Annotated in this window: 19 protein-coding genes; 12 read left to right on the forward strand and 7 right to left on the reverse strand. The window is 40.2% G+C overall.

From position 1 onward, the window contains the following. Positions 1-85: 85 nt before the first annotated feature. The 3 genes from PQO03_RS12275 to PQO03_RS12285 all read right to left on the reverse strand — a co-directional run bounded on the left by PQO03_RS12275 (position 86) and on the right by PQO03_RS12285 (position 5,214). The gene (locus PQO03_RS12275) at positions 86-1,468 is read right to left on the reverse strand and encodes a sulfatase-like hydrolase/transferase (protein WP_337993458.1); all 1,383 of its coding nucleotides are present in this window, start codon (positions 1,466-1,468) and stop codon (positions 86-88) included. 117 nt (positions 1,469-1,585) lie between these two features. Continuing rightward, positions 1,586-4,525 carry a glycosyl hydrolase family 95 catalytic domain-containing protein gene (locus PQO03_RS12280; RefSeq protein ID WP_274153485.1) on the reverse strand — a complete coding sequence of 980 codons (2,940 nt, stop codon included), beginning with the start codon at positions 4,523-4,525 and terminating at the stop codon, positions 1,586-1,588. 32 nt (positions 4,526-4,557) lie between these two features. Beyond that, positions 4,558-5,214: a type II secretion system protein gene (locus PQO03_RS12285; RefSeq protein ID WP_274153486.1), complete on the reverse strand. Its 657-nt coding sequence runs from the start codon at positions 5,212-5,214 to the stop codon at positions 4,558-4,560. 399 nt (positions 5,215-5,613) lie between these two features. Between PQO03_RS12285 and PQO03_RS12290 the strand changes: the two genes are divergently transcribed. The 12 genes from PQO03_RS12290 (at position 5,614) to PQO03_RS12345 (ending at position 19,932) form a co-directional block, all read left to right on the forward strand. Beyond that, positions 5,614-6,624: a ThuA domain-containing protein gene (locus PQO03_RS12290; RefSeq protein WP_274153487.1), complete on the forward strand. Its 1,011-nt coding sequence runs from the start codon at positions 5,614-5,616 to the stop codon at positions 6,622-6,624. A 150-nt stretch (positions 6,625-6,774) separates the two neighbouring features. Then, a complete protein-coding gene (locus PQO03_RS12295) occupies positions 6,775-8,715 on the forward strand; it encodes a serine/threonine-protein kinase (protein WP_274153488.1) in 1,941 nt (646 codons plus the stop codon). A 54-nt stretch (positions 8,716-8,769) separates the two neighbouring features. Further along, positions 8,770-11,118, forward strand: a complete 2,349-nt coding sequence (locus PQO03_RS12300) for a PSD1 and planctomycete cytochrome C domain-containing protein (protein WP_274153489.1) — start codon at positions 8,770-8,772, stop codon at positions 11,116-11,118. A 4-nt stretch (positions 11,119-11,122) separates the two neighbouring features. Continuing rightward, positions 11,123-12,487 carry a DUF1501 domain-containing protein gene (locus PQO03_RS12305; protein WP_274153490.1) on the forward strand — a complete coding sequence of 455 codons (1,365 nt, stop codon included), beginning with the start codon at positions 11,123-11,125 and terminating at the stop codon, positions 12,485-12,487. A gap of 18 nt (positions 12,488-12,505) precedes the next feature. Beyond that, positions 12,506-13,093: an RNA polymerase sigma factor gene (locus PQO03_RS12310; protein ID WP_274153491.1), complete on the forward strand. Its 588-nt coding sequence runs from the start codon at positions 12,506-12,508 to the stop codon at positions 13,091-13,093. Positions 13,094-13,209: 116 nt separating this feature from the next. After that, the gene (locus PQO03_RS12315) at positions 13,210-14,073 is read left to right on the forward strand and encodes a ThuA domain-containing protein (protein WP_274153492.1); all 864 of its coding nucleotides are present in this window, start codon (positions 13,210-13,212) and stop codon (positions 14,071-14,073) included. A gap of 570 nt (positions 14,074-14,643) precedes the next feature. Beyond that, positions 14,644-16,902 (forward strand): DNA polymerase domain-containing protein, encoded by a 2,259-nt coding sequence (locus PQO03_RS12320; protein WP_274153493.1) that lies wholly within the window; start codon positions 14,644-14,646, stop codon positions 16,900-16,902. A gap of 100 nt (positions 16,903-17,002) precedes the next feature. Further along, positions 17,003-17,329, forward strand: coding sequence for a type II toxin-antitoxin system Phd/YefM family antitoxin (locus tag PQO03_RS12325; RefSeq protein ID WP_274153494.1), 327 nt, complete (start codon positions 17,003-17,005; stop codon positions 17,327-17,329). 1 nt (position 17,330) lies between these two features. After that, positions 17,331-17,594: a Txe/YoeB family addiction module toxin gene (locus tag PQO03_RS12330; protein ID WP_274153495.1), complete on the forward strand. Its 264-nt coding sequence runs from the start codon at positions 17,331-17,333 to the stop codon at positions 17,592-17,594. Between the two features lie 257 nt (positions 17,595-17,851). Then, positions 17,852-18,733, forward strand: a complete 882-nt coding sequence (locus PQO03_RS12335; protein WP_274153496.1) for a hypothetical protein — start codon at positions 17,852-17,854, stop codon at positions 18,731-18,733. After that, complete coding sequence (locus tag PQO03_RS12340) at positions 18,715-19,308, forward strand: hypothetical protein (protein ID WP_274153497.1); 594 nt, start codon at positions 18,715-18,717, stop codon at positions 19,306-19,308. The genes PQO03_RS12335 and PQO03_RS12340 overlap by 19 nt, the downstream gene beginning before the upstream one ends. 12 nt (positions 19,309-19,320) lie before the next feature. Then, positions 19,321-19,932: an acyl carrier protein phosphodiesterase gene (locus PQO03_RS12345; protein ID WP_274153498.1), complete on the forward strand. Its 612-nt coding sequence runs from the start codon at positions 19,321-19,323 to the stop codon at positions 19,930-19,932. A gap of 97 nt (positions 19,933-20,029) precedes the next feature. Here the strand turns inward: PQO03_RS12345 and PQO03_RS12350 are convergent, their stop codons facing one another. The 4 genes from PQO03_RS12350 to PQO03_RS12365 form a co-directional block, all read right to left on the reverse strand. Beyond that, entirely contained in the window at positions 20,030-20,368 is a 339-nt protein-coding gene (locus PQO03_RS12350; protein WP_274153499.1) for a HigA family addiction module antitoxin, read from the reverse strand. 69 nt (positions 20,369-20,437) lie between these two features. After that, positions 20,438-20,710, reverse strand: a complete 273-nt coding sequence (locus tag PQO03_RS12355) for a type II toxin-antitoxin system RelE/ParE family toxin (RefSeq protein ID WP_274153500.1) — start codon at positions 20,708-20,710, stop codon at positions 20,438-20,440. Positions 20,711-20,918: 208 nt separating this feature from the next. After that, positions 20,919-22,430 (reverse strand): DUF7133 domain-containing protein, encoded by a 1,512-nt coding sequence (locus PQO03_RS12360; protein ID WP_274153501.1) that lies wholly within the window; start codon positions 22,428-22,430, stop codon positions 20,919-20,921. Then, positions 22,430-24,187, reverse strand: a complete 1,758-nt coding sequence (locus PQO03_RS12365) for a c-type cytochrome (protein WP_274153502.1) — start codon at positions 24,185-24,187, stop codon at positions 22,430-22,432. Before PQO03_RS12365 ends, PQO03_RS12360 begins: the two co-directional genes overlap by 1 nt. Between the last annotated feature and the right edge of the window lie 49 nt (positions 24,188-24,236).

A 24,236-nucleotide genomic window follows, 5' to 3' on the forward strand; every position in this document is an offset into this window, starting at 1 on the left:
TCGACTTGCTATGATTTTAAACTCTTAAAGTTCTAAGCGGAAGGGGGGAAGATGCATTTTTGACAGAATTAATCATTGTAGATCCTTAGCGCTTCCTGTTACTAGGGCCACCCCACCATTTATTGTCAGGTAAACGGCTATCCCAGTGATCAAATTTGTGTTGTAGGTCCTCAGCAATTTCGGGATATTGTTGAATGAGGTTTCTTTCTTCCTTGGGATCATCGGCTAAATTGAAAAGCATGGGAACACGGGGGCCATTGTAATCATTCCAAGTAAGTTTCCAATCTTTTTTACGAATAGCATAATCATCATCACGACGCCAATACAGAGTATCGTGTGGGCGCGTTTTATTCGTTCCATGGATGTAGGGCATAAGGTTGACGCCACTTAAGTGTTTTTTGGAATTTGGAGCCTGACTAATACTCATCAGCGTAGGTACGACATCTAAGCCACTAACTGGGTATTTATAAGTAGAGGCAGCTTGGATGTGATTTGGCCAAGAGATGATAAATGGGACACGGATGCCACCTTCATAAGTATCGCCTTTACGGCCATGTAGAGAGCCGTTTGACGCCAAGTAATCGTTTTCTCTAGTGGCTTCGTTTAATTTGTTGGGAGCACCATTATCACTCATGAAAATGACGATGGTCTTATCGTAGATACCTTCATCTTTGAGATTTTTTACGATCCTGCCTAAGCCATCGTCCATAGAAATCAGCATGGCACTATAGATTCTACGCCACTTCTTCTTGATGTGGGCTGAACGTTGAAGGTCTTTTTCCTGAGCTTCCCAGGGGCCGTGGACGGAATTATATGACATGTAGAGGAAAAAAGGTTTATCTTTATTACGCTTGATGAAGTTAACACCCTCGTCATTGAAAACTTCAGTGGTGTAGCCGGAAAAAGGGACGGGCTCGTTATTGCGAAAAATAGGCCATGTCATGGGAGCTCCAGACATATCCATTTTGGCTTCACGGTAAGAATGGGCACCATTGAGGAAACCATAAAAATAATCAACCGAGCGCTGGCTGGGGCGTTGATTATGACTCAGCCCCATGTGCCATTTTCCAATAACTCCCGTGGTATATCCTGCTGGTTTCAAGAGCTCAAAAATCATTTGCTCATTTAAAGGAACACCTGCATCCGGAAATTGTTTGGCGAGAGGACCCGTTTCTGGAGGGTTTTCACCACAGCCAAAAAGTTGTTGATGGCGCCCAGTCAACAGGCCTGCACGAGCTGGGCCACAGACTGAGGCCGATTGGTAGCCTTGGCTAAAACTCATACCTGATTCTGCCAAAGCATCGATGTGAGGTGTGCGAATATCTTTAGCACCTAGATATCCCAAATCTCCATAGCCCAAGTCATCGGCAAGGATAAGAATGATATTTGGTTTTTGATTAGACCAAAGCGAGCTAAGACTTAAAATTATTATGAGCTTAAAAAGTTTGATACTAAAAGTCTCCGATATTTATTGTTAATCATAGAAGGATACACTTGTGAATAAACAGTTTTTGACAAGGTAAAGCATCATGCCCTTTATTATGCTTAATCGTGAGAAAGTTTTTTGCTTAAGCAAGTAAATTTATCATAAGGTGATTTCAAATGAATATACTTGTCCGGCTTCTAGATTGATAGAAATTCTTTTGTCCGCAAAGGAGTGAATTTTCCCTTGGAGTTTTAAAGAGCTGATTTTCTTAGGTAGGATAATCGAAAGTTCTTGTGCATGTGGACTTTGCAATTTAAGTGTGATTTTGCTACCTTCTTTAGACCAAGAGAGCTGATCAATATCTATGGCGCCACGGCCACGCATACCTTTGATTTCGCCTTCGCTCCAATCGCTAGGAAGTGCAGGAAGTAGCTTGAGGACTCCTGGTCTAGAAGTGAAAATCATTTCTTGGACGGCCGAGACCCAGCCCATATTGGATTCTATCTGGAAAATCGGAGCTTGATTCATAGTGTAGCCACTTTCTCGCCAGTCATTATGAGTGGTTAATAAGTTTTCTAAAATAGAACTAGCCGCTAACCATTTCAGGGCTTGATAGGCTTTGTCGGCATCGCCACCACGTGCAAGCACATTGGCATTATGTAAAAGTGACCACGCAGATTGTGATTCAAGACCGGCGTCGAGACGATTGTGTGAACTTTGAACGAAAGCATTGAAGAGTTTCGGGTCGGTATCTTCTTTGTTAATTTCATAACCAGGCATAATAGGATAAAGGTGAGTTAAATGACGGTGAGCGGGGTTATCGTAGAAACCATCAGTAAGCCACTCACGTACGCCGCCTTGAGCATTGATTTCATAAGGGCGTAATTTACTAATCATTTTTTCCCACTTAGGAATTTGCTGGCTATTGATATTTAAGATTTGCGAGGCTTCGACTAAGTTTGTAAACATTTCGCGAATGGCGGCATATTCCCAAGTTGAGTTTTTGTGTGTATCAATATGGCGATTGGGGAATAAGCGAGTTCCCTGGGCATTATGAGGAGAGTTTTCTGGTGAGTTAGATGGTGAGATATCATAAAAGCCATCTTTATTTTCGACCAAGAAGTCTTCGTAAAATAAGGCGGATTCTTCCATGAGCGGAACCGCGCGTTCAGCTAGAAACTTTTTATCCATTGTGAAGGTGTAATAATCCCAGTAATGCTGCGCTACCCAAGCATTGTTACCAATCATATGCAGTAGGTGAGGTGAGTTGACCTTAACTAAACCATCTTCATTATTACCGAATAAAGGATTAATATAAATGCCTTTCATTCCATAAAGATTTTTGGCATTCACCCGTGAAGCGGGCCGATGGCGATCAAACAAATCAAAAAATGGGAGCATGAGCTCGGACAAATTGCCGTCCATAAGGTGCCAGTGAATCATCGGCATATTGATATTCATCAAATGAATGGCCCACATTGGACTATAATCACCACTCCACAAGCCCGTTAAATGAACGGGTAGACCGCCTTTTCTAGAGCCTACAATGGATAAGTAGCGGCCCATGGCCCACATGCGTTCAACTAGAGCTTTTTCAAGTTTGAGTTCACGAGCCTCCGCAATTAAGGCTTCGTTACTTAGTGCCCTTTCTGACTGAGATGCATGTAGGTTTAAAGAGGCCGAATTAAAGAGCCCTTGATGAGCGAGTAAGTGAGGTGTGATGAAAGAATTATAATCTCCCTTTAACTTATAGAGATCTCTAGTGATGCGGTCAATAGCTTCTTTGCCATCGACTGAATGGAAAGTTTTTACTGCGACTAAAGCATGAGTCGCATTTTCGATTCTAATATGATCCAGTTTTTGAACGACTTGGCCATCATGGGAAATGACTCGTGCAACCGCACCAAAATCTTTTAAAGCCGAAGTCGTGTGGGCATTATGAGCGGTGTATTGGACGTGCCCTGCAAAATCAATATTGATTTGTGGTTTAAACTCCTTTGAATTGCTACCTTGAGCATTTTTTGGATTGTGTAAGCCAAGGTGAACGCCGAAGTTTAAGCGGCCTTTTTTATCTGCTTCAAGTTTAACAAAAAGTATATCTTTACTTTCTCCGACACGTGAAATGAATGCTTTACGACTATAATTGACGCCCTCATTGGACCATTGTGTAAGGGTCTCAGAGCGCTCTAGATCGAGGCTACGCTTATAATTTTTGTAATCAGGAGCATCAGTACTTAAGACCAAATCGCCAATAGCTAAGGGGGAACCCACGCGTCCTTTATATTTTGAGTCTTTAATCATTTGGCGATAAATCTGATTGGCGTCAACAAAATTTCCACTAGCCTGTAATGAACGAACTTTTTGTAGTTGTGCTGAAACATCGGGGAAGTTTTTTGGGCTATTCTGATGACGCCAGTGACGGGCATCTTGCAACATGAAACGAGCTTCTTGAACATCGCCGTAAACCATTCCGCCTAACTGGCCACTGCCAATGGGGTAGGCGTCCCGCCAGTGATCTTTGTATTCAGTGCCTTTAAATGGGCCAGAAGTCCAATTGGCAGCGTGCTCACTATTTAGGATATAAGCAGGAGTGCTACTGGGAGCTAAAAAAGTTTTTTGAATCTCTTTTGGGATATCGCCAATACGCTTCAGCTTGAGTGCGCGAATATTAAGGGCTTCCCATTGATTACGATGAGGGTTTAAAGAAAGTGTATTAAGTCCCTGTTTAAGTTGAATGACAGCCAATTTAGTGGGTGTAAACTTATCGTATGAGCCTGTGCCCTTTAAATGGACCATGACTTTGTCGTCATTATAATTGAGGTACAAGCCTGAGTGTTTAGCAATAGAAGCGACTTCAGACCACACTTCGTAAAGTCCTGCTTCGTCAGCCAAAAACTTCCACGAGGCCCAAGAATCGGCCTTAGACCAATACGCAAAATGGTTTTCATCAGTACCCTTTGCAATTCCCAAGGGACCATTGTTAGGATTTCCGACCTGGCTTTGCTCTGGCTGTAGAGTGATTTGGTTTTGAGCATGACTCATATTCGTTGTAGCGAACAGCAGACAGCTTAAAATTTGAAAGCATGTTAAGTTTTTCAATTTATATATTTCCTTATGTGTGTTTGAATATTTTAGCGATCGAAAAGTAACCAGCCATAAGTCTCTTGGTCAGGCCATCGATAATGATTGAGTGTAGTGCTTTGTACTACCGTGTTAGTTTTGAAACTCACCGAGCCGTCAAGATAGAGCACATTGTAGCGCAGACCTTTGTGATTATAAGGACCCGACCAAGGAGGTGTGAAGTGATCTGCTGCAATACTTAAAGTACCTGAGTCAGTAGATTGGGGGGGATCTCCATTGGAAGAGCCATTAGCACCGTAACTACGACGGTAATAATAAGACATGTCAACCCAACCGTTAAGATTATTGAAGCCACGTGTGGCATCGATGTCAATATCAGAGGAATCTTCTGTCGGGCAATAGTAGATTTCACCCGAAGTTATGTACGATTCCTCGTATAAATGTCCGAGTCCATACCATTGATGCGTACCTGTCCAGATTGAGCCATTTCCCGCTGAACCAGTGGGATGATTAGGTGGCAGTAAATTATGTGCATTATCGGCATAATTCATGGTGGCAATCCCTAACATTTTTAAATTGTTGGTACAACCTGCTTCTTTTGCTTTAGTTCGTGCTTTCCCTAAGACGGGAAGTAGTAGCGAAGCTAAGATACCAATGATCGCAATGACGACGAGAAGTTCAATGAGTGTAAAGTGCGGCTTTTTCATGATAAAATGGTCCTTTATCTATATTTATAAACTGAGGTACGCAGATCAAATCTTGTTTTTTGACAATAAGAACGAAAAAATGTAAAGTATTTATTACTTAAGGTGAATTACTCGTCAGATCGACACGGGCAATGGCGTATTGATATCTAAGAGTGCTAGGGGCCGAGTCTTTAGTTCGTGTCAGCATAATCGTGACACCACACATTTGTTGAGACATGATAAAACCCAAAACTAGAGTTTCGGCGCCTACACTCTTGTTTTATTCTAATACAAAAATGTTGTGATCCATAATAAAAGTTATAAAATATGTTATATTTATGTTTCGAAAGGCTGTCATCTTACGTGTACATATTCTGATGAGCCTATAGCTTACTGACTTACAATTTATTAGGAGATACCATGAGATTAAAAAACTTTATTTTTTCAGCTTTGGCACTGGCTAGTGTTGCGACTTTCGCAAATGAAGACAAAAACGCCAAAATTAAACAGATTAATCAAGAGATCCAAACTTTACAAGAAGGATCAAAGGCTAAGAAAAAACCATCCAAGGCGACCAAGCAGAAAATCAGTTTACTAAAAGCGAATAAAAAAGTCATTGAGAAAGAAGCTGAGCTCAATAAAATGTTTTCTGCTTTTGATGTCGTTAAATCAAAGTCTCCTAGAAAAGTTTTAATTTATTCGCGAACAACTGGTTTCCGTCATGGCTCAATCGAAATGGGTGCGGTCCTACTGCAACAACTCGGTGATAAAACGGGTGCTTATACGTCCGTACATACAGAAGACGAAGCAATGTTTAATGATGCGGAACTCGCAAAATATGATGTTATTCTTATGCTGAGCACAACAAGGAATCCGATTGCGAGTCCTAAAGCACGTGCAGCTTTTGAGAAATTCATGGCTTCGGATAAAGGTTTAGTGGGCATTCACGCTGCGACTGATTGTCATAAAGATTGGCCTAATTACCTCGAAGCCATGGGCGGTATTTTTGATGGTCACCCTTGGGGCGGAGGCGATAAAGTCACAATTTACAATGAAGATCCCGATCATGTTTGTGCAAAAATGGTACCACAAGGTTTTGTGATCCAAGACGAGATCTACCAATATAAAGATGACAAGTATTTCACTCGTGATAAAATGCGCGTTCTTTTAAGCCTTGATTTATCTGGCCCTAATATGATGAAGAATAAGAAGAAAATGAAGCGCAAAGATAATGATTACGCTGTTTCATGGTTGAGATCTTTTACGGGATCAAAAGTCTTTTATACTAACCTCGGTCATAATGATGCAACTTTTATGAATCCAGTAGCGATGCAACATATCCTCACGGGTATTCAGTATGCAGCGGGCGATATCGAAGCTGATGCCACTCCAAGTGCAAAGCTCGGTAAGTTCCCTAAGGCAGTTAAGTAAAGCTGACTTAGCATTAGTAAGTTTCAAAAAAAGCGTTTCCCTTTAGGGAAGCGCTTTTTTATTGTGAGAAGACTCGTAGGTTTAGGAAAATATTGTTAAGCTCTAGATTAGCTTTAAAAATGTATTAAAGGTTTATAGCGGAGATTATTGATGTCAGACAAGTTGAAAGTTAAGCGTGATTTAGTAGACTTTTTTGATGAGGCATTGGAGCCCCATCAAGGAGAGCTATATAAGCAGCTTAGTACTTGTGAAACACGCTATGAATTTTCAAATGATCTCGGCGAAGGAGGAATGAAGAAAATTATTCTCGTTCAGGATAAGCTCACAGGTCGTCAAGTAGCCAAAGCTCTTTTGAAAAAGAATGCCGATAGTCAAGCAATTGAGCGATTTTTGCGGGAAGCGCGAATCCATGCGATGCTTGAGCATCCCAATATTGTTCCCATTCACGATGTGGGTATAGATGAAAATGGCGATGCATATTTCACCATGAAAGTTATTCACGGTAAAAATTTGAAGGAAATCCTAAATGACATAAAAGCTGGTAATAGTTTTTTAGATCTTAATGCTTTATTAGACATCTTTGTCAAAATTTGTGATGCCATTTCCTACGCTCATTCATTGGATATAGTCCATATGGATTTGAAACCAGAAAACATTCAGATTAGTCAATTTGGGGAAGTATTGGTTTGTGATTGGGGTTTAGCTAGAAACCTAAAAGTCAAAGATGAAGTACAAGATGAATATTTAAAGACAGATGAGCTTTTAGGATCTTTTGTTACAATGGATGGCGTAGTAAGAGGTACGCCAGGTTACATGTCACCAGAGCAAGCCGAGGGTGCAATTTCTCGAAGTGGTAAGCATTCCGATGTTTACTCAATGGGCGCGCTTTTATATTCTATTTTGACTTTAGAGAGTCCAGGGACTGGAACCGTTGAAGAGGTCTTAGAGCAAACTATATCAGGAGATATTTTAAGTTCGGGCAAAATAAAAAAATCAGTGGCCTCTGCTCTGAAAGCTATTTGCTGTAAAGCGATGAATCTAAAAATAGAGGATCGTTATGAAGATGTGGAAAGCCTTAAAAAAGATATGCTGTCTTATCTGCATGGGTTTTCCACTAGTGCCGAAACCATTGGTTTTAGTGGTCAAATAAAACTGCTAGTTAAGCGCAATAAGATGAGCTTTACACTCATTAGTTTTTTTAGTACAGTCCTTTTGATAGCGGGACTAATATTTTTGTGGTCTTTAAAAGAAAGCGAAAATCAGGCACGTGAAGCAGAAGAATCAGCCCGGAAATCTGAAGCTGAAGCAAAAAATCACTTAGAGAAGTGGCAGAAATCGGAGGGTTTGAAGCAGCTTATTGCTGGAGAATCTATGAATAAAGTGATGCATTTAGCTCAAGATGCACTGCATACTTATGACTTTGAAAAGGGTGTGGACCTCGCAAATACAGCATTAGAACTCGATGAGAATTTGAATCAAGCGCATGCAATAATGGGCTACTTACAATTAAGTTTATTTGAATTTAAGTCAGCTCTAAGATCTTTTGATAAATCAGGTAAAGTACAAGATCACAAAGCGGTAAAAGCCTGTGGGATTTTTATAGAGAAATTTGGCGATCGTAAGAATTTAGATTTCGAAGAAATAATCTGGATGGCAGAATATTATGCTTCTACCGAGATGAATCAAATGCTCAATGAGCATACCTTTAGCCCTAAACTGGATTTTTTATCTCTTAATCAGAGAAGGGTTTATGCAAAGGTCGTTTTGAAATTACAAAGTCCTAAGTTAAAAGTCATTAATTTTGAAGCTACTGAACTTATCTGTGATTGGGAAAATCTTACCGATATAAATGCACTTTATAAAACAGGTATTACAGAATTGGATATGAGACACTCAAAAATCAAAAGCAATGTTATTGCGATTAAAGGTTTACCCCTGAGGAAATTAGTTTGGCCACGTTCTAATCCAGGCGAACACTTTATCACCATTCAAAAATGTGAAGATTTAGAAGAGTTATATTTACCCAGTGAATTTAAGTCTACAATCGATTTAACTATCGTTCCGAAATCTGTGAGAGTCTTTTTTTATTAAAAAAGTGTAAGAAAGCTAAAAAGGTCTCCGTTTGTATCAGAAAAAGGTTTTTTGATGCGATACTTGATGACTTTATTATTTGCGTTCAGCGCTAATGCGGGGATAGATTTCACGAAAGATATTCGTCCTATCTTTGAGAAAAACTGTTATAAATGCCATGGTGAAAAAAAGCAGAAAGGCGGGGTTGCCCTCCATGAAAAACATTTGGCTTTTCAAGAAGCCGATGGCGGTGAAGCGGTCATTATTCCACATGATATGGAAAGTATTTTACTTGAGGTGATTCAGGAAGAAGACGAAGATTTTCGTATGCCTCCCAAAAAAGCACTCGACAAAAATGAAATCAGCCTACTGAAGCAATGGATTAAAGAGGGCGCCGTGTGGCCATCTACCGGTAAGGCTGAAGAAGAGAAAGTTCATTGGGCTTATATAAAACCCGAAAGTAAATCTTTGCCCAAAGTTAAAGATAAAGAATGGGCGCAGAATTTCATTGATTATTTTGTTATACAGAAAATTGAGGAAGAAGGACTCAAACCAGAAGCAAGAGCCTCCGCGGAAACTTTGATTAGACGTTTGAGTTTCGATCTTACTGGCTTGCCACCGAGTCTCGACTTATTGGATAAGTACAGCTCAAATTTGAAGCAAGAGAACTATGAACAGCTCGTGGATGAATTATTGGCTCAAACTGCTTTTGGGGAGAATTGGGCGCGTCATTGGTTAGATCTTGCACGTTACGCAGATTCTAATGGTTATCAACGTGATGGCTTTCAGACTTTATGGCCCTATCGAGATTGGGTGATCAAAGCTTTTAATCAAGATATGCCCTATGATCAATTTACAGTCGAACAACTTGCTGGAGATCTTTTGCCTGAACCGAGTCAAAGTCAGCGGGTAGCAACTGGTTTTAATCGCTGTAATACACTTAATCTAGAGGCCGGAACTGACGTTGAAGAAGACCGAGTTAAGCAGGTAATGGAAAGAGTTAATACTATGGGGACTGTGTGGTTAGGGAGTTCAGTGAGTTGCGCTCAGTGTCACAATCACAAATACGATCCCTTTACAATAAAGCAGTATTATCAGTTCTATGCCTTTTTTAATAATACTCCTATTGAAGGAGAAAAAAGTAATGCAAAAAGTGCTAGTTTGAAGTATAGCGGAAATGGTTTGATGATCGCTTTGGAAGGAGTGAATCCAAAAATTCATAAACAGAGTCAAGTCTTAGTAAAAAAACTAGAGAAAGACTATCTCACCGAGCTACAGAGCCTTGCTCAAGGAAAGAAAAAATTAAACTTAAAAACGGCTCGTCAAATTCACCAGAAAAAATTTAAAGCTAATGATAAGATCAATAAGATCTGGGCTGATCTAGCAAAAAATAAAAAATCGCTTGCTAAGCATAAACCCATTATTACTGAAGTGATGAAAGAAATGGACCAGCCGCGAGAAACTCGTATTTTGCGTAAGGGGAATTTTTTGGATCCTGATAAAAGAGTCGAGATGGAGGTCCCCAATTTTCTAAATTCTATGCCCGCGGATGCACCGAAAAATCGACTTGGGTTGGCTTATTGGCTCATCTCAAAAGATAATCCACTCACCGCAAGAGCGGCGGTGAATCGTTTTTGGCGAGAATTTATGGGTACGGGAATATATGAAAGTTTAGAGGATATTGGCAAGCAGGGAGAAGTGCCGCTTAACCCCGACCTCTTAGATGCCTTAGCAGTGGACTTCATGGAAAATGATTGGTCGATGAAAAAATTGATGAAGAATATTGTGATGTCAGCAACTTATCAGCAACAATCTACATGCTCAGATGAAAAACGGGGGGAAGATCCGTTTAATCGACTTTATGCTCGTGGTCCTTCTTTTCGTTTAAATGCAGAAGCTATACGAGATAATGCTTTGAAGTTAAGTGGTGCGCTTTCAGCAAAAATGTTTGGCCCAACTGCTCGTCCTTATCAACCCGATAATATTTGGCGCGTAGCTGGAGATGTTGATAATAATTATCGTCAATCAAAAGGTGAAGATACTTATCGTAGAGGCTTATATACCGTGTGGCGGAGAAGCTCTCATTACCCCTCTTTTGCAAATTTTGACGCTCCGAATCGTTCGGCTTGTACAGTGAAGCGCTCAAGAAGCAATACACCGATGCAGGCACTGACTTTGATGAATGATCCTGTCTATGTCGATCTAGCTCAAAAGCTAGGAAAACGAATCATACTCTTGGGGACTAATGATCAAGAGCGAGTGACGCAAGCCTTTCGACTGTGTACCTCTCGTCAAGCCAGCAAGGAAGAGCAGCAGATTATGTTAGAGATTCTCGATCAGGAAAAAAGTGATGTAGGCTATGACAAATGGTTTACCTTAGCCTCGGTCTTACTCAATCTTCACGAAACAATAAACAGGGACTAATATGATGAATCGAAGAAATTTTTTAAATACGAGTGCCATGTCACTTGGCGCCCTAGCTTTAAACAAAATTAAAGCGGCAGATACATCATTTACTGCTGGCACACATTTTCCAGCCAAAGCAAAAAGCGTAATTTTTATGCATATGGTGGGAGGTCCCTCTCAGCTGGATTTATTTGACCATAAACCAGAATTAAAAAAGTATGACGACAAGCTAGCACCGGATCATATGTTTAAGGGCAAGCGTTTAGCTTTTATTACGGGCCACCCGAAACTTATGGCGAGTCCTTATAAATTTGAGCAATGCGGTCAAAGTGGGCAATGGATTTCAGATCGTATGCCTCATTTAAAAACGGTGGCAGATGAACTGTGTTTTGTGAAAAGCATGCATACAGAAGATTTTAATCACGCTCCTGCTCAATTGGCTTTTCATACCGGCCTAAATCGCAATGGTAACCCTGGTTTAGGTTCGTGGATGAGTTATGGACTTGGCAGTGCCAATAAAAACTTGCCTCCTTATGTGGTTATGGTTTCGGGCCAAATGCCAGGTGCAGGTTCAGCTTTGTGGAATAATGCCTTTTTACCAAGTGTTCATCAAGGTGTTGAGCTACGTTCAAAAGGGGACCCGATTTTATTTTTAAATAACCCGAAAGGAATGACTCGAGCGCAAAGAAGTCGAATTATCACAAAGATTAATAGCCTGAATCAGCAGAAGTTTAATAGTGTGAGAGATCCTGAGATCTCAACTCGCATGGCTCAGTACGAGCTTGCGCAACGGATGCAAAGTTCAGTTCCTGAAATCAACGATTTAAGTACCGAGCCAGAACATATTCGCAAAATGTATGGTGACACCCAGTTTGGAAGACATTGCTTACTTGCACGTCGACTTGTGGAGAAAGGCGTCCGCTTTGTGGAATTATTTAACGCTGATTGGGATCATCATTTGAACTTAAACAAGCGTCTTAATGCCAGCTGTGCAGAAATTGATCAAGCACAAACCGCCTTAATTATGGATCTGAAGCAGCGTGGACTGCTTGCTGACACCCTTGTGGTTTGGGGTGGAGAGTTCGGTAGGACGCCTTTACGTGAGCTCCGCGGAGGTAAGCCTGAAAATGGTGGTAGAGATCACCATAAAGAAGCTTTTACGGTTTGGATGGCAGGTGGAGGCGTTAAAGGTGGTATGTCTTATGGTGCTACAGATGAATTAGGTTATGGAGTCGTCGATAAAAAAACTCATGTTCGAGATCTACATGCGACGATAATGAAGCTCATGGGCTTGGACCACAAAAAAGTTAGCTACAAGTTCAAGGGCTTGGATCAGCGCTTGACTGGCGTAGAAGAATCACATATCATAAAGGAAATCATTTCTTAAACTTATTCCTGGAAATAAATGTCGGATATCCAACACACCCGTGAAAGTCTGCTGCTGCGTCTGCAAAATAAGCGAGATCAGTTTTCTTGGAAAGAATTCTGTGAGGCATATGAAAGATATATTTATCTAGTCATTCGTGGCATGAAGATGGATCATCATGATGCGGAAGATTTAACGCAGAATGTATTGATTAAAGTTTATGAAAATATTGCGGCTTATGATTATAGTCCAGAACATTCACGCTTTCGTACCTGGTTATCGAAAATTTGCCGCAATCAGGTCATTGATTATGTGCGTAAAATGAATGCTGAGAGTAAGAGAGTTGAAAACTATTATCAAAAAGCAGCACAGATGACTCAACCACAAGTAGATGCTTTGGCGGAATCGGAATGGAAGGCTCACGTGACCACAAGTGCTTGGGATAATATTCAGAATAAGTTCCGTGGAAATGCGACGAGCTGTTTTGAAAAGATTAATGGAGGCCAAAAAGTTGCGGAGGTCGCACAAGAACTCGGACTTTCTGAGAGCTCAGTTTATGTCTATTTTAAACGAGTAAAAGATCATTTAATTGCCGAAGTACGCCGTTTGGAAAATGCATGGGGTTAATGTAAATTCCAGATTAAATCTTTCTTAGTTTTAATATGTAATTTTCAAGCATCTCTCTGTTGAGATTAGTATCTAAAGACTAAGTAAGTTTAAAAAGATAATTAAAGGAGAGTGTTTTGAAATATTTAATGTTAATAATGCTTGGTGTATTAGTAGGCTGTTCGAGTGTGTCCAAGACACAAAAAGTTTTATATGTAACGACCGAGCCAGGTAAGCATCACGACTATACCGCACAGCGTTTAATTTTTGAGAAAGTGGCTCTAGAAGCCGGGTGGGATTATACAGTGCATAGCAATGAGCATTATGAACAACTTAAGCAGCTCGCTGATTCTGATTTAACCAAAGGCTATGATGCCGTTATTTATAACTTCTGTTTTGCGAATTCAAAAGATTTATTGACCACTGAAAACCTCATTAAGCAGACTCGTGAAAAGGGAACACCGGCGATGGTGATTCACTGTTCGATGCACAGTTTCTGGGCAACATTCAAAAATGGAGACCCCAAGGCTTTGGGCAGTGATTATAAAGGGCAGGCAAAAGCTGATGCTGAAGAAGTGAAAAAATGGAAAGCGACATACCCAGATCGCGAGTTTCCAGTTTGGGGTGATTTCACCGGTATTGCATCCACTGGCCATGGTCCAAAAATTCCAATGAAAGTTGAGAAATGCTGCGAGCACGAAGCTACCAAATCTTTGGCTAAAGGTGGTTACACAACAGTGAATGCAGAGCTCTATAACAATTATTATCTCGTTGATGGCGTACAGCCGCTTTTGCGCGGTGTGCAAAAAGGTATGGGAACAAAAGGCCGTGGCAAGAATAAAAAAACTTATAAAGTTGACGACGAAGCGATCATTATGTGGCAAGTTCCTCAAGGTAAATCTGAAGTGGTGGGTCTCACAACGGGTCACTCAACAGAAGAATGGCAGCAAAAAGAATTTCAGTTGCTCATTAAAGACGCAGTGAATTACTTATTGAAGTAAAGGTTTACGGCTAAAAGAGATTTCTTTAATAAGAACTTTATATACCTTTAAAGTTCATGATAGAGCTTTTTTATATGCCTGGTCAAGGAAAGGCATTTCCCTGCGGGGGAGCTCGAGGGGACTGAGTCCTCTCGTGTGCACAGCACCAATATAATTCTTTCCGGCCTTAGATGGTGGTTAATCGAGAGAATATTTGAATACTTTTAAAGTTCATGATCAAGGTTTCACAAGTATAAAAAAGCGCAGCCAAAACTGCGCTTTTTTAGTTTAAGGAAAAACGGGAACAGGCTAAATTCTGAGGGTTAAAAATAGCTATACTTTTTTTCTTTTAGCTGATCTTACTCGAATGCCTGCCTAAAGCTTATCCGCCTGACTGGCAAGTCCTCCCCGCTGGAGTGAGGCGGGCGTGTTGAGGGCTGCGCCCTAGATATAAATACCTCCGGTGGCCGAGGAGCCCTCGGAGCCATACTAAAAAATATATATATGAGCATAAAAAAAGCTTAAGATTCCACTCATTGAAGTCATGGGGATCTCACCTACACTGCAGTACTTAAATTCTCGAGACTTATTATGCCCATTTCTGCCTACATAGTGCACTGCTTTTCCCGTTACCATCAGGGGAACTGCTGTATTTATCTGATTGGACGTCTCGAAAATGGCGAAACATTTGGCTATATCAACAATAGTTTCGAGCCTTTTTTCCATATCCGTGAGAGCGATCAAGGCAGTGCTCAAAAGTATGCTCGTGAATTAGGCTTGCGGTTTAAAGCGAGTCCGCGAAAATGCATGGATGACGAAGCCACGCAGGTAGTGACTCATGCTAATAAAACCTTGCTCGATAAATTGGCGCGTTCACTCAAAACAAACAAAATTCGTACTTATGAAGCCGATTTAAAAGTTGAGACCCAGTACCTCATAGAGCTTGGTGTAGAGAGTGTCTGTCAGCTTTCAGGAAAATGGACGAAAGGGCGCGGGGTTGATCGTATTTATTCTAAAACTACGCTTCTGCCAACTCAAATTAAGCAGCAGGATTTAAAACTCAGGACAGTTATTATCGAGACTTTTTTTGATGATGAGGTACTGACATCATTCTCGATAATAGATCTTGAAGAACAAAAGACTTTAGTTAAAAAACAAAGCGATGACGAAATCACCTTACTCCTTCATTTAAAACAATCATTAAAAGATATTGATCCGGATGTGATTTGCGCTTGGTCGGTCCAAGAGCAAGTTTTTCTGCCACTACAGAAACGCTTTCATTGGCATGGTCTAGCTTTCGATTTAGGCCGGAGTCGCGAAGATTATTGGTTTATTGAGCGTAAGTATCGAGGCCGTGACTTAGCGGTACTTCAGGGACGTCAATTACTCGATATTGAACAACTCATGAGTCACACCTGGGAACGCTACGACGAATCGACTCCCGAGTGTATTATCAAAGAAGTTTTTGATACTGATTTAGCAGAGAAGAATGCTGAAAATACGGATGCACGAGCACTTGAACTTACACGCTTAGTTGAGCATAAAAACCTCGTCGCACTCAGTTTGCGTCGGAGCTTACTTACCGGACTGCAGCTAGAACGCTGTTGGGGTAGTATTGCGAGCTTTGAATTTCTTTACTTACTTGAACTCCATAAGAAAGACTTTGTGGCCCCAACTCTTGGGGTGGATCAGGAATTGCGAGACTCAAATCCAGGGGGATTAGTAATGTCGCCTCATGCAGGGATTCACAAAAACATTTTTGTCTTCGATTTCAAGAGCCTTTATCCATCTATTATCCGGAGTTTTAATATTGATCCTCTTGCCTACTCCAAAGTTGTGGGATCGGACGATGCTAGCGCTATTGTCACACTACCCAACAAAGTGAGTTTTCATCGTGATAAGGGTATTTTACCAAAGACCCTCGAAAGTTTTTTTGCTAGCCGTGAAGCCGCAAAAAATGATAAGGATGAACTAGCGTCTTTTGTCTGTAAAATTTTGATGAATTCTTTCTTTGGTGTTCTTGGAACACCGGGCTGCCGCTTTGCTCAGGGAGCGGTGGTTTCATCGGTATCTCAAACGAGTCATTACCTCTTACGTTGGATGAAAGCGGTTTTGGAAAAGCGTCATTATAAAGTGCTTTATGGCGATACGGATTCACTCTTTGTTGATCTCAAGATTAAGGATGATTTAAGTCATGCTGAGGCACATGAAATGGGTAATAAGCTGCATCAAGAGCTCAACCTTGCTTTGCGAGAACATTTAAAAGAGGACTTTGGCCTCGAATCCTGCCTCGACTTAGAATTTGAAAAGTTTTATCCCGCTTTTTTTCAGCCTTCCATGCGCGGAGATGATGCTAAGGGACGAGCCAAAAGTTATGCCGCTTTAAAGTCCACTAGTTCAGGAACTGAACTCGAAATTGTGGGCTTAGAAGCAGTACGTCGCGACTGGACTGAGGTGGCTCGTGAACTGCAGCGTGACTTACTGAAAAAAATGTTCAATCAAGTTCCTGGGCAAGAACTGGAAACCCATGTCCAAGAATTGATTAGTTCAGTAAAATCGGGTGCCTTAGATAAGCAACTCATCTACCGAAAATCTCTAACAAAATCCCTGGATTCATATACCAGTACCACTCCTCCACACGTTAAAGCTGCCCGCCAGCTTAGCGTAGTCCCACGGGTCATTTTTTATTACATGACGATTGCTGGTCCTGAAGCTAAACAAATCCTCTCGAGTCCGCTTGATTATCAGCACTATATTGATAAACAAATTCAGCCGATCGTGAAAAGCTTAGCACAACACTATGATTTTTCTTGGCAAGTGGCGGTACTCAATCAGCAGGAATTATTCTGAGTATTGTGAAGGCATAAAATAAATCTTTCAAGTGTACCTTTACTTTGTGTACACAAATGTGTATATTTAGTGAAATATTTAATACATGAGGACTTTAATAATGGAAATCACCACAAGAGAAGCAAGAGCACATTTCTCTACATATCTCGATAATGCAGAGCAAGGCGAAAGCATAACTATTGCACGTAGAGGTCATGCAAAAGTTGCTTTAGTAAAAGAAGAAGAGTTAGAGAAATTAAAGAATTACCAAGCAACATTGAAAGCAAAACTTTTTGATCTCTTTATGACTAAGAGTCCTAATGAAATAAATGAGATGCATGATGTCTTATGTGTGTTGATGGATGCAGACGAAATTACTAACCCAGATGTGGTAGCATCCATTGAAGATGCTGAAAACGGTAATACTGAAGCTTGGGTGATGCCTTAGTATGGAAGTTAAGTGGACTAAAAAAGCTATCAAAGATGCCCAGTATTTACACTCCAAGGATGTAGAGAGTTATAAGAAATTGAAAGAGTTGATTGCTGAAATTGAAAAAAATCCTTTTACTGGAATAGGCAAACCCGAACCTTTGAAGCATAAGCTCAAAGGCTGGTGGAGTAGACGAATTAATCACAAGGATAGATTAGTTTATAGAGTGAGTGGAAAAACACCACAGTTATTAGAAATTGCTTCATGTAGAGGACATTATTAATGAATAAGAAAAACGGCTTATTTATTTTGTGATTTTAACATGGTTATGTCTGTCATCAGATCCAGAAAAAAAAGTTAGGGGCAGGGCTTAAAAGCCGATCTTGTGTTTCATGGATTAGAGAGTCCTAATAGAACAGTGCGTTCTCTCAATATATCTTGTGAAGACATAGAATAAATCTCTCCATTACACTTTTACTTAGTGTAGACGAATGTGTATCTTCAGTGAGCTGTTTAATAATGGGAATACAATAATTACAGATGCTTAAAGTTTATATAGATGGTCAATACGGCACGAGTGGATTGATTTTACATTCATTAGTAGAGAATCACCCCCTTTTAAAATGTATTACTATATCAGCAAATAAACGGCGTGATGAAAAATTGAGGGTACAATGCTTTACGGAAGCGGATTTAGTCGTTTTATGCCTACCCGATAATGAAGTACAGAAAACATTAACATTAATCCCTAAGCATAAAAGAGTGATAGATTGCGGCGTCAGTTTACGTTCCGACCCTAAGTGGATTTATGGTTTACCTGAGTTGGGAGAGAAGCAAAGAAAAACTATTCGTGATGCTAAGTATGTGGCTAATCCAGGGTGTTTTGCTTTAGCGTTTATTTTACTGGTTAAACCTTTAATTGATTCGGATTATATTAGTTCCAGCAGTTTAGTTTCAGTATTTGCAGTAAATGGTTATTCCGCTGGAGGTCAACGAATGATTAAGCATTATGAAAGTGGACGTAGTAAAGGACAAATTCATAACCTAAATCAAAGCCACAAGCATATTCCAGAAATGATGAGATTTTGTGGTTTAAATCAAAGGCCAAATTTCATACCAAGTGTAGGAGCTCATAAAGAAGGTTTAGTTTTAACGTTGCCCTTGATCAACAGTAAGAGAAGTGAATTACTAAAACTGTATAGAGAAAAATATTTAAATGAAAAGTTAATAATACTCTATGATAATACAGTAAATAATCTGTCTCCTGTCTATCTTAAGAATGATATAGAGATATACATTAATAGGGAAGAGGATTGTGTTATCTCAGTTCGTATGAGTAATTTACTCAAAGGTGCGGCAGGAACCGCACTACAGAATATTAATATAATGTTAGGGATGGATGAGTGTCTAGGTCTTTATTAAATAAAGTGCAGTTCAAATCTAAAGGTGCATTGATCATTGTTGGAGGCACTCATGGTGCGGGTAAATCAACGCTATGTAGAGAACTTCAAGATATTTTAAAATGGCCATATTTAACTCCTCAAGAAATACTAAAAGAGCAGAGAGAGTTGACAAAAAATCAAGTTTTTAGATTAATTGTAAAAAGAGCGAAGAGTTATTTAAATGAAAATAAATCATTTGTTTTTGAGCATGTCATGTCGGGATCATTTGTTGATAAATTGATAAGCTGGGCAGAGCAAGAGAAGTTTGATATACATCTCGTATATATGAATATATCATCTACTCAAAAGGCTAATCAACGTATTATTAAAAGAGTAGCAGAAGGCGGTCATCAATTAGCTGATCAAGATATCAATTATCGTTTAAGTGAAAGCCGAATGCATTTTTGGGAGGACTATAGGCATAAAGCGCATACCTGGACTTTATATGATAACTCAGCCGAAAAAAGACAATTATTAGCTTGTTCGAGTAAAGAAAAACTATCTATTGAGATACAGCAGAAATTCCTTGATTTTAAGAACAGTATTGAACTCTGAGGTGGTGCGGAAATGAATTGGTTAGCACACGTATTCTTATCAGAGCATAATTCGGAGTTTCAAATCGGAAACTTTTTGGCGGATCCCTTGAAAGGAAAAGCATGGGCGTCAGCAAGCGATGATCTGATTAAAGGAATGAAAACACATATTTTAATAGATGTGTATACCGATAGTCATCAAATAGTTTCTAGAAGTAAAGCGAGATTACGGGAAAAAGGTTTATTGAAATCAGTTGTCATTGATGTTGTTTACGATTATTTTTTAAGCAAGAATTGGGATAAATATGTAGGACTTTCAAAAGTAGATTTCCTGTTGGAATTTAGTCATAATGCGAGAGCGGATATTCTTAATTATCCTGATAAACCAAAAACTTTAGTCAAAAACCTCATTGAGGGAAATCGACTGGATAAATATAACACATTAGATCAATTGAAAAACGCTTTTGAAAGAATCGACTCTCGCTTATCACCTAAACTATTAGCCAGAGAAAGTACCTGTAGCTATTTTGAAAAAGTTTGTAAAATTGAATCAGAGCTAGAATCTGATTTTCTCATGTTTTTCCCAGAGTTGTGTGAGTATGTAAAAAGTAATGTTGATTCAAAGAAACTCACACACTGGAGATAACATATAAGATTGAAGACAAAGTGATGATATAAGTTAATAGAATATATATCATCTGCCAAGCGTGATATAAAAAAGGCTATAATTATGTTATAGCCCTCTACTGTGCTACCGCAAGTGGAAGTTTTTCGATTTCTTCAAGCTGTGATTTTTCTATATAATTAACTTCAAAGTTATTTTGTAGATTCACCCAAAAAGGAAAAGATTGGCTAAAGTAATGAGAGAGCTTAACTCCAATAGCAATAGTGATTTTGCGATCCCCGTTAATAATCCCACTGATACCCGAACGGGGGATGTTTAGGTCTTGAGCCAATTTATAAGCGGATATGTTCATGTCCTCTAAAAATTCCTTCACATGCTCACCGGGGTGAGCCATTAGGGGATAGCCGTTATCCTTCAGCCAATCGCACATATCTTTGTTTGTTAAATTCGTTTTCATTTTCTTGTCCTTTTTTAATTTTCATACATTTTAAAGCAAAGAGCAGAGTGGTGTTTTAGCCTCCATTCATCAATGGTAGTCTGTTATCTCAACTCTCACGGGGCCTTTTTCCCAAGCCCAACAAATTCGCCATTGATTATTGATTCGCACGGAGTAATCACCTTGGCGATCGCCCTTCAAGATTTCCCAACGATTGCCCGGAGGGTTCATCATATCTTCAGGACAAGTAGCTGCATCAAGTCTCTGAATAAGTCTCAGCGCTTTGGCTTGGATTTGTTGAGGAAGCTTGCGACTCATTTGACCTTGAGCAACTTTGGCGGTCTCCTTGTCTTTAAACTGCATCTTCATCCTTAGTTTATATTAGTATACAACAAAAGAACGTTCATTCAACAAGAACGTTCATAAAAAAAGATCATAGTAGGGTTGCTTCGTACTCACCTTAGATACTTAATCATGTTAATTTATGATGAGTGAATTCTTAGAGAGATTTATACAGGCACAAAAAAAACGCAGTGTAAACTGCGCTTTTTTGATTGTGATGAGTTAAGAATTATTTCTTTTTCTTGACGACCTTCTTTTTCTTTTTGGGAGCGGGGTTTACTGCGGGAACAATGTGGACTTCGCCCAAGACTTCATTCACCGTGTAGTAAGCGTTGCTATGAAGCAGAGGATTACCTTTGGCAGATTTAATGGATCCGAAATCAAAATTATGAGTGTGACCTTTATAGATTTTATCTAAAGTGATGTGGGCCGACATGGCATCATTAGCAAATTTCACATCAGTGATTTTTAGATCAATGATATCAACTTCAGGGCTGCCATAACCACTTTGGTAAATCCATGTGTTAGCGTTAGCCTTAATGCTTTCTGACGTCAAAGAAGCCGGGTCAATTTTTTCTGTAAAGACAAGATTAAATCCAGTTTTGGTGATTTGCATGTGATGAACTTCAAAAGGCGTTTTTCCCGTCCAGTTAACACGTTCTAAAGCACCGGGTTTACGGCCTGTACTATTCCATCCTCGATTTGTACCACCGATAAATAAGGCGCCATCGGGAGACATCACTGCGGGTACATTGCCCGAGCCAAATCCCTCTCTGAATTTAATTGCCATGCCTTGGTAAACGCCATTGACTTGTTCAAGTGCGAGGCGAGAGATGAGCGATTGTCCTTGATCGTTGGCAAAAAGTTGATTTTGAAAGGGACCAAATTTGCCATTTGTGGTATCGCAAGCAATACCGCTTGTCGACGTACCTAATTTTTGGTGAGGTAAATTAGCCGCAGGAGGAACAAAGTCTTTGATTGTTTCTCTTTCAGTGACGATGCGACCACCGGACTTTGGATCTGGAGTCTTTGGGCCTATTTCATCGGTTAAACTGTAGAATTTATTGCCAGTAGGGTTGCCTTGGAAAGAGCCGATCTTAAGGTGCTTGACTGAACTGGTGCCATTCCATAAACCTTGATTATCGGAGTAAAAAACATCACCTAAATGATTGATGCCCATTCCCCCAGGGGAACGAATGCCCGAAGCAGTAGGGATGAGATCGCCATTTTCATTTATGCGCACACACCAGCCACGGAAATCGCTTGCTGCCCCGCCAGAGCCTGTAAGGCATAAGACAACCCATATATTACCCTCTTTATCGTGCTTGGTGCCAAATGCGTATTCGTGGTAATTACCATTAATACCCCAATCATCGCTGATACATTCATATTTGTCGGCGAAACCATCGCCATCAACATCTTTCATACGGGTAACTTCTGGGCGTTGTGTGCACCACAGCCAGCCCTTGTAATAGGAGAGACCGAGAGGCTCGTGAATGCCTGTAGCAAAGAGCGTCCATTTATCATTCTTGGGGTCATTATCATAAGCATTTTCAATGATATAAATATCACCTCGACGCGAACCCACAGCGATTTTTTTATTGGGTAAAACTTCGATACAAGTAACTTCAAAACCTTCTGGTACAGGGATGTCAGTTATGGTGTAATAATCATTTTCATTGGCAGCACTTAGAATGAATGAACAAGTGATTAGAAAAGTCAGGAAAAATTGCTTAAACATTAGAGTACTCCTTTAAAGGTATATTGGAGGGTAAGAGTGGCTTCACCATTAGTGAATTTTACGGGTACAAGTAATTCTTGGGCATTGCCGATAGCGCGGAGTTGAGCACCTTTAAGCTGAATGACACTTTTTGAGAGGGTGTATGAATCACCATTTTGTGAAATCTTATCCATGGCGACACGGAACCACAAGTTTTTAGAACTGCCCTTAATTTTTATGGTGCGAATGAAGCCAGTTTTTGTTTTATTCGGAGTAAAGAAGTCATGAAATTGAGTTTCGCCTAAGCTATATTCAAAAGTTGGATAGCGATTTTTATCTAAAGAGTAGCCACGGAAACGTAAATTATGAGTCCGGCGAACATTTGAATTACGGTTGAGTTCCAGTGGCCATTTAGAATTTTTATTTGCGAGCTCAGCAAATTGTAAATCCGTGCCATAGTTGATGAGTTCATCACTGAGGGGGATAAGGTGGCTAGTGCCACGGCGATGCCACATGGGTGCAATATCAAAGAACTGGCCATTCCAGAAGGAAACAAAACTCATGTTTGTCGCATCAAAGATTAAATTCATCTTCCCCGGGTAGGCAACGCCAATGGAGCGGGCATTTTTATTATTGAGGAAGTTGCGCATCAGTAGAGCTTTGCCATCTTGAGCAGCGAGAATCTTAGGAGGGAGCTTAGGTCCCTTACCTTTCTTGCTAGCGGATGTAGTCGCAGATAGGTAGCGATTTGTAAAGTGGTTTTTGAGACTCCAACTAAGAACGAGTTCCTTTTGCCCGGCACCATCGAAGTAGTCAACTAAAATTTTAGTACGACCCTTTTTTAACTGAATGTACTTACTTGTTTTATCATTGGCGCCGTGAATGCCATCATTATTTATAATTAAATTAGAGCGATCATTCAAGTAAAGTTTCGAGCCATCGTCAGAGCGTAGGGTGAATTTGTATTCGCCATCAGTGGGAACTTCGAGGTAGCCTTCAAAAGCCATGCCGAAGCCATTTTTTTGTTCAGAAACTTGAAGATCTAATAAACCATCAGAAAGTTTCCCGCTTTTTACAGGAGTTATCTCTGCAAAATTTGGAAGTTTGGACCACTTGCCTTTGTAGACCTTGAAAGTGAGATCCTGAATTTTAGTGGGGCTATCATCAAGTGAGCATATGTAAGCAGCGATATCTTTGTACTCATCTTCACTCATATCTTTCATGAGGGCCTGCATCTGTAAGGCACCCGCAGTTTCAGTACCGCGGATATTTTGTTTGAAGTGCTTGAGTTGTTCAAATATGTAGTAGTTAGATTGGCCAAGGAGTCGAGGTGCCGGTAAGCCCGCGTTGTGGTAACCCATGGCATCTGTGCCATGGCAATGAATACATTTTTCGTAGGCTTTTTTACCCTTGATAGCATTGCCCTCATAAAAATTATGTGAGGGGGCTTCCGGAAGCTTTAGGGCATAATCAAGTGCGGCATTGAGTTCTACGGGCGTGAGTGCCATGGAAGCAAGAACCGCTTTCATTGTGGTACTACCGACACTTTTTCTTTTCCCGCTCAAAATAGCGGCCATTTGTTCTTTGGCGTAAACTTTTTTGAGGATTGTTAAGTTTGGAGCCCCAGCGGGACCAGCTAAACCAGCGCCATTGGGTGTATGGCAGACGACGCATGATTTGGTGTAGATCTCTTTTCCTTTATTGGGAGCCGCATAGAGAGAGGCGGCATAGAAGAGGCTTACTGTGAAAATCAGTAAGTGTTGACGAAATTTATTCATATTAAATCCTTGTGCTAGTTAGAGTATGTATACGCTAAAAATAATTAAG

Origin of the sequence: Lentisphaera profundi (assembly GCF_028728065.1) — a bacterium.
In the GTDB taxonomy this organism is placed as follows: Bacteria; Verrucomicrobiota; Lentisphaeria; order Lentisphaerales; family Lentisphaeraceae; genus Lentisphaera; species Lentisphaera profundi.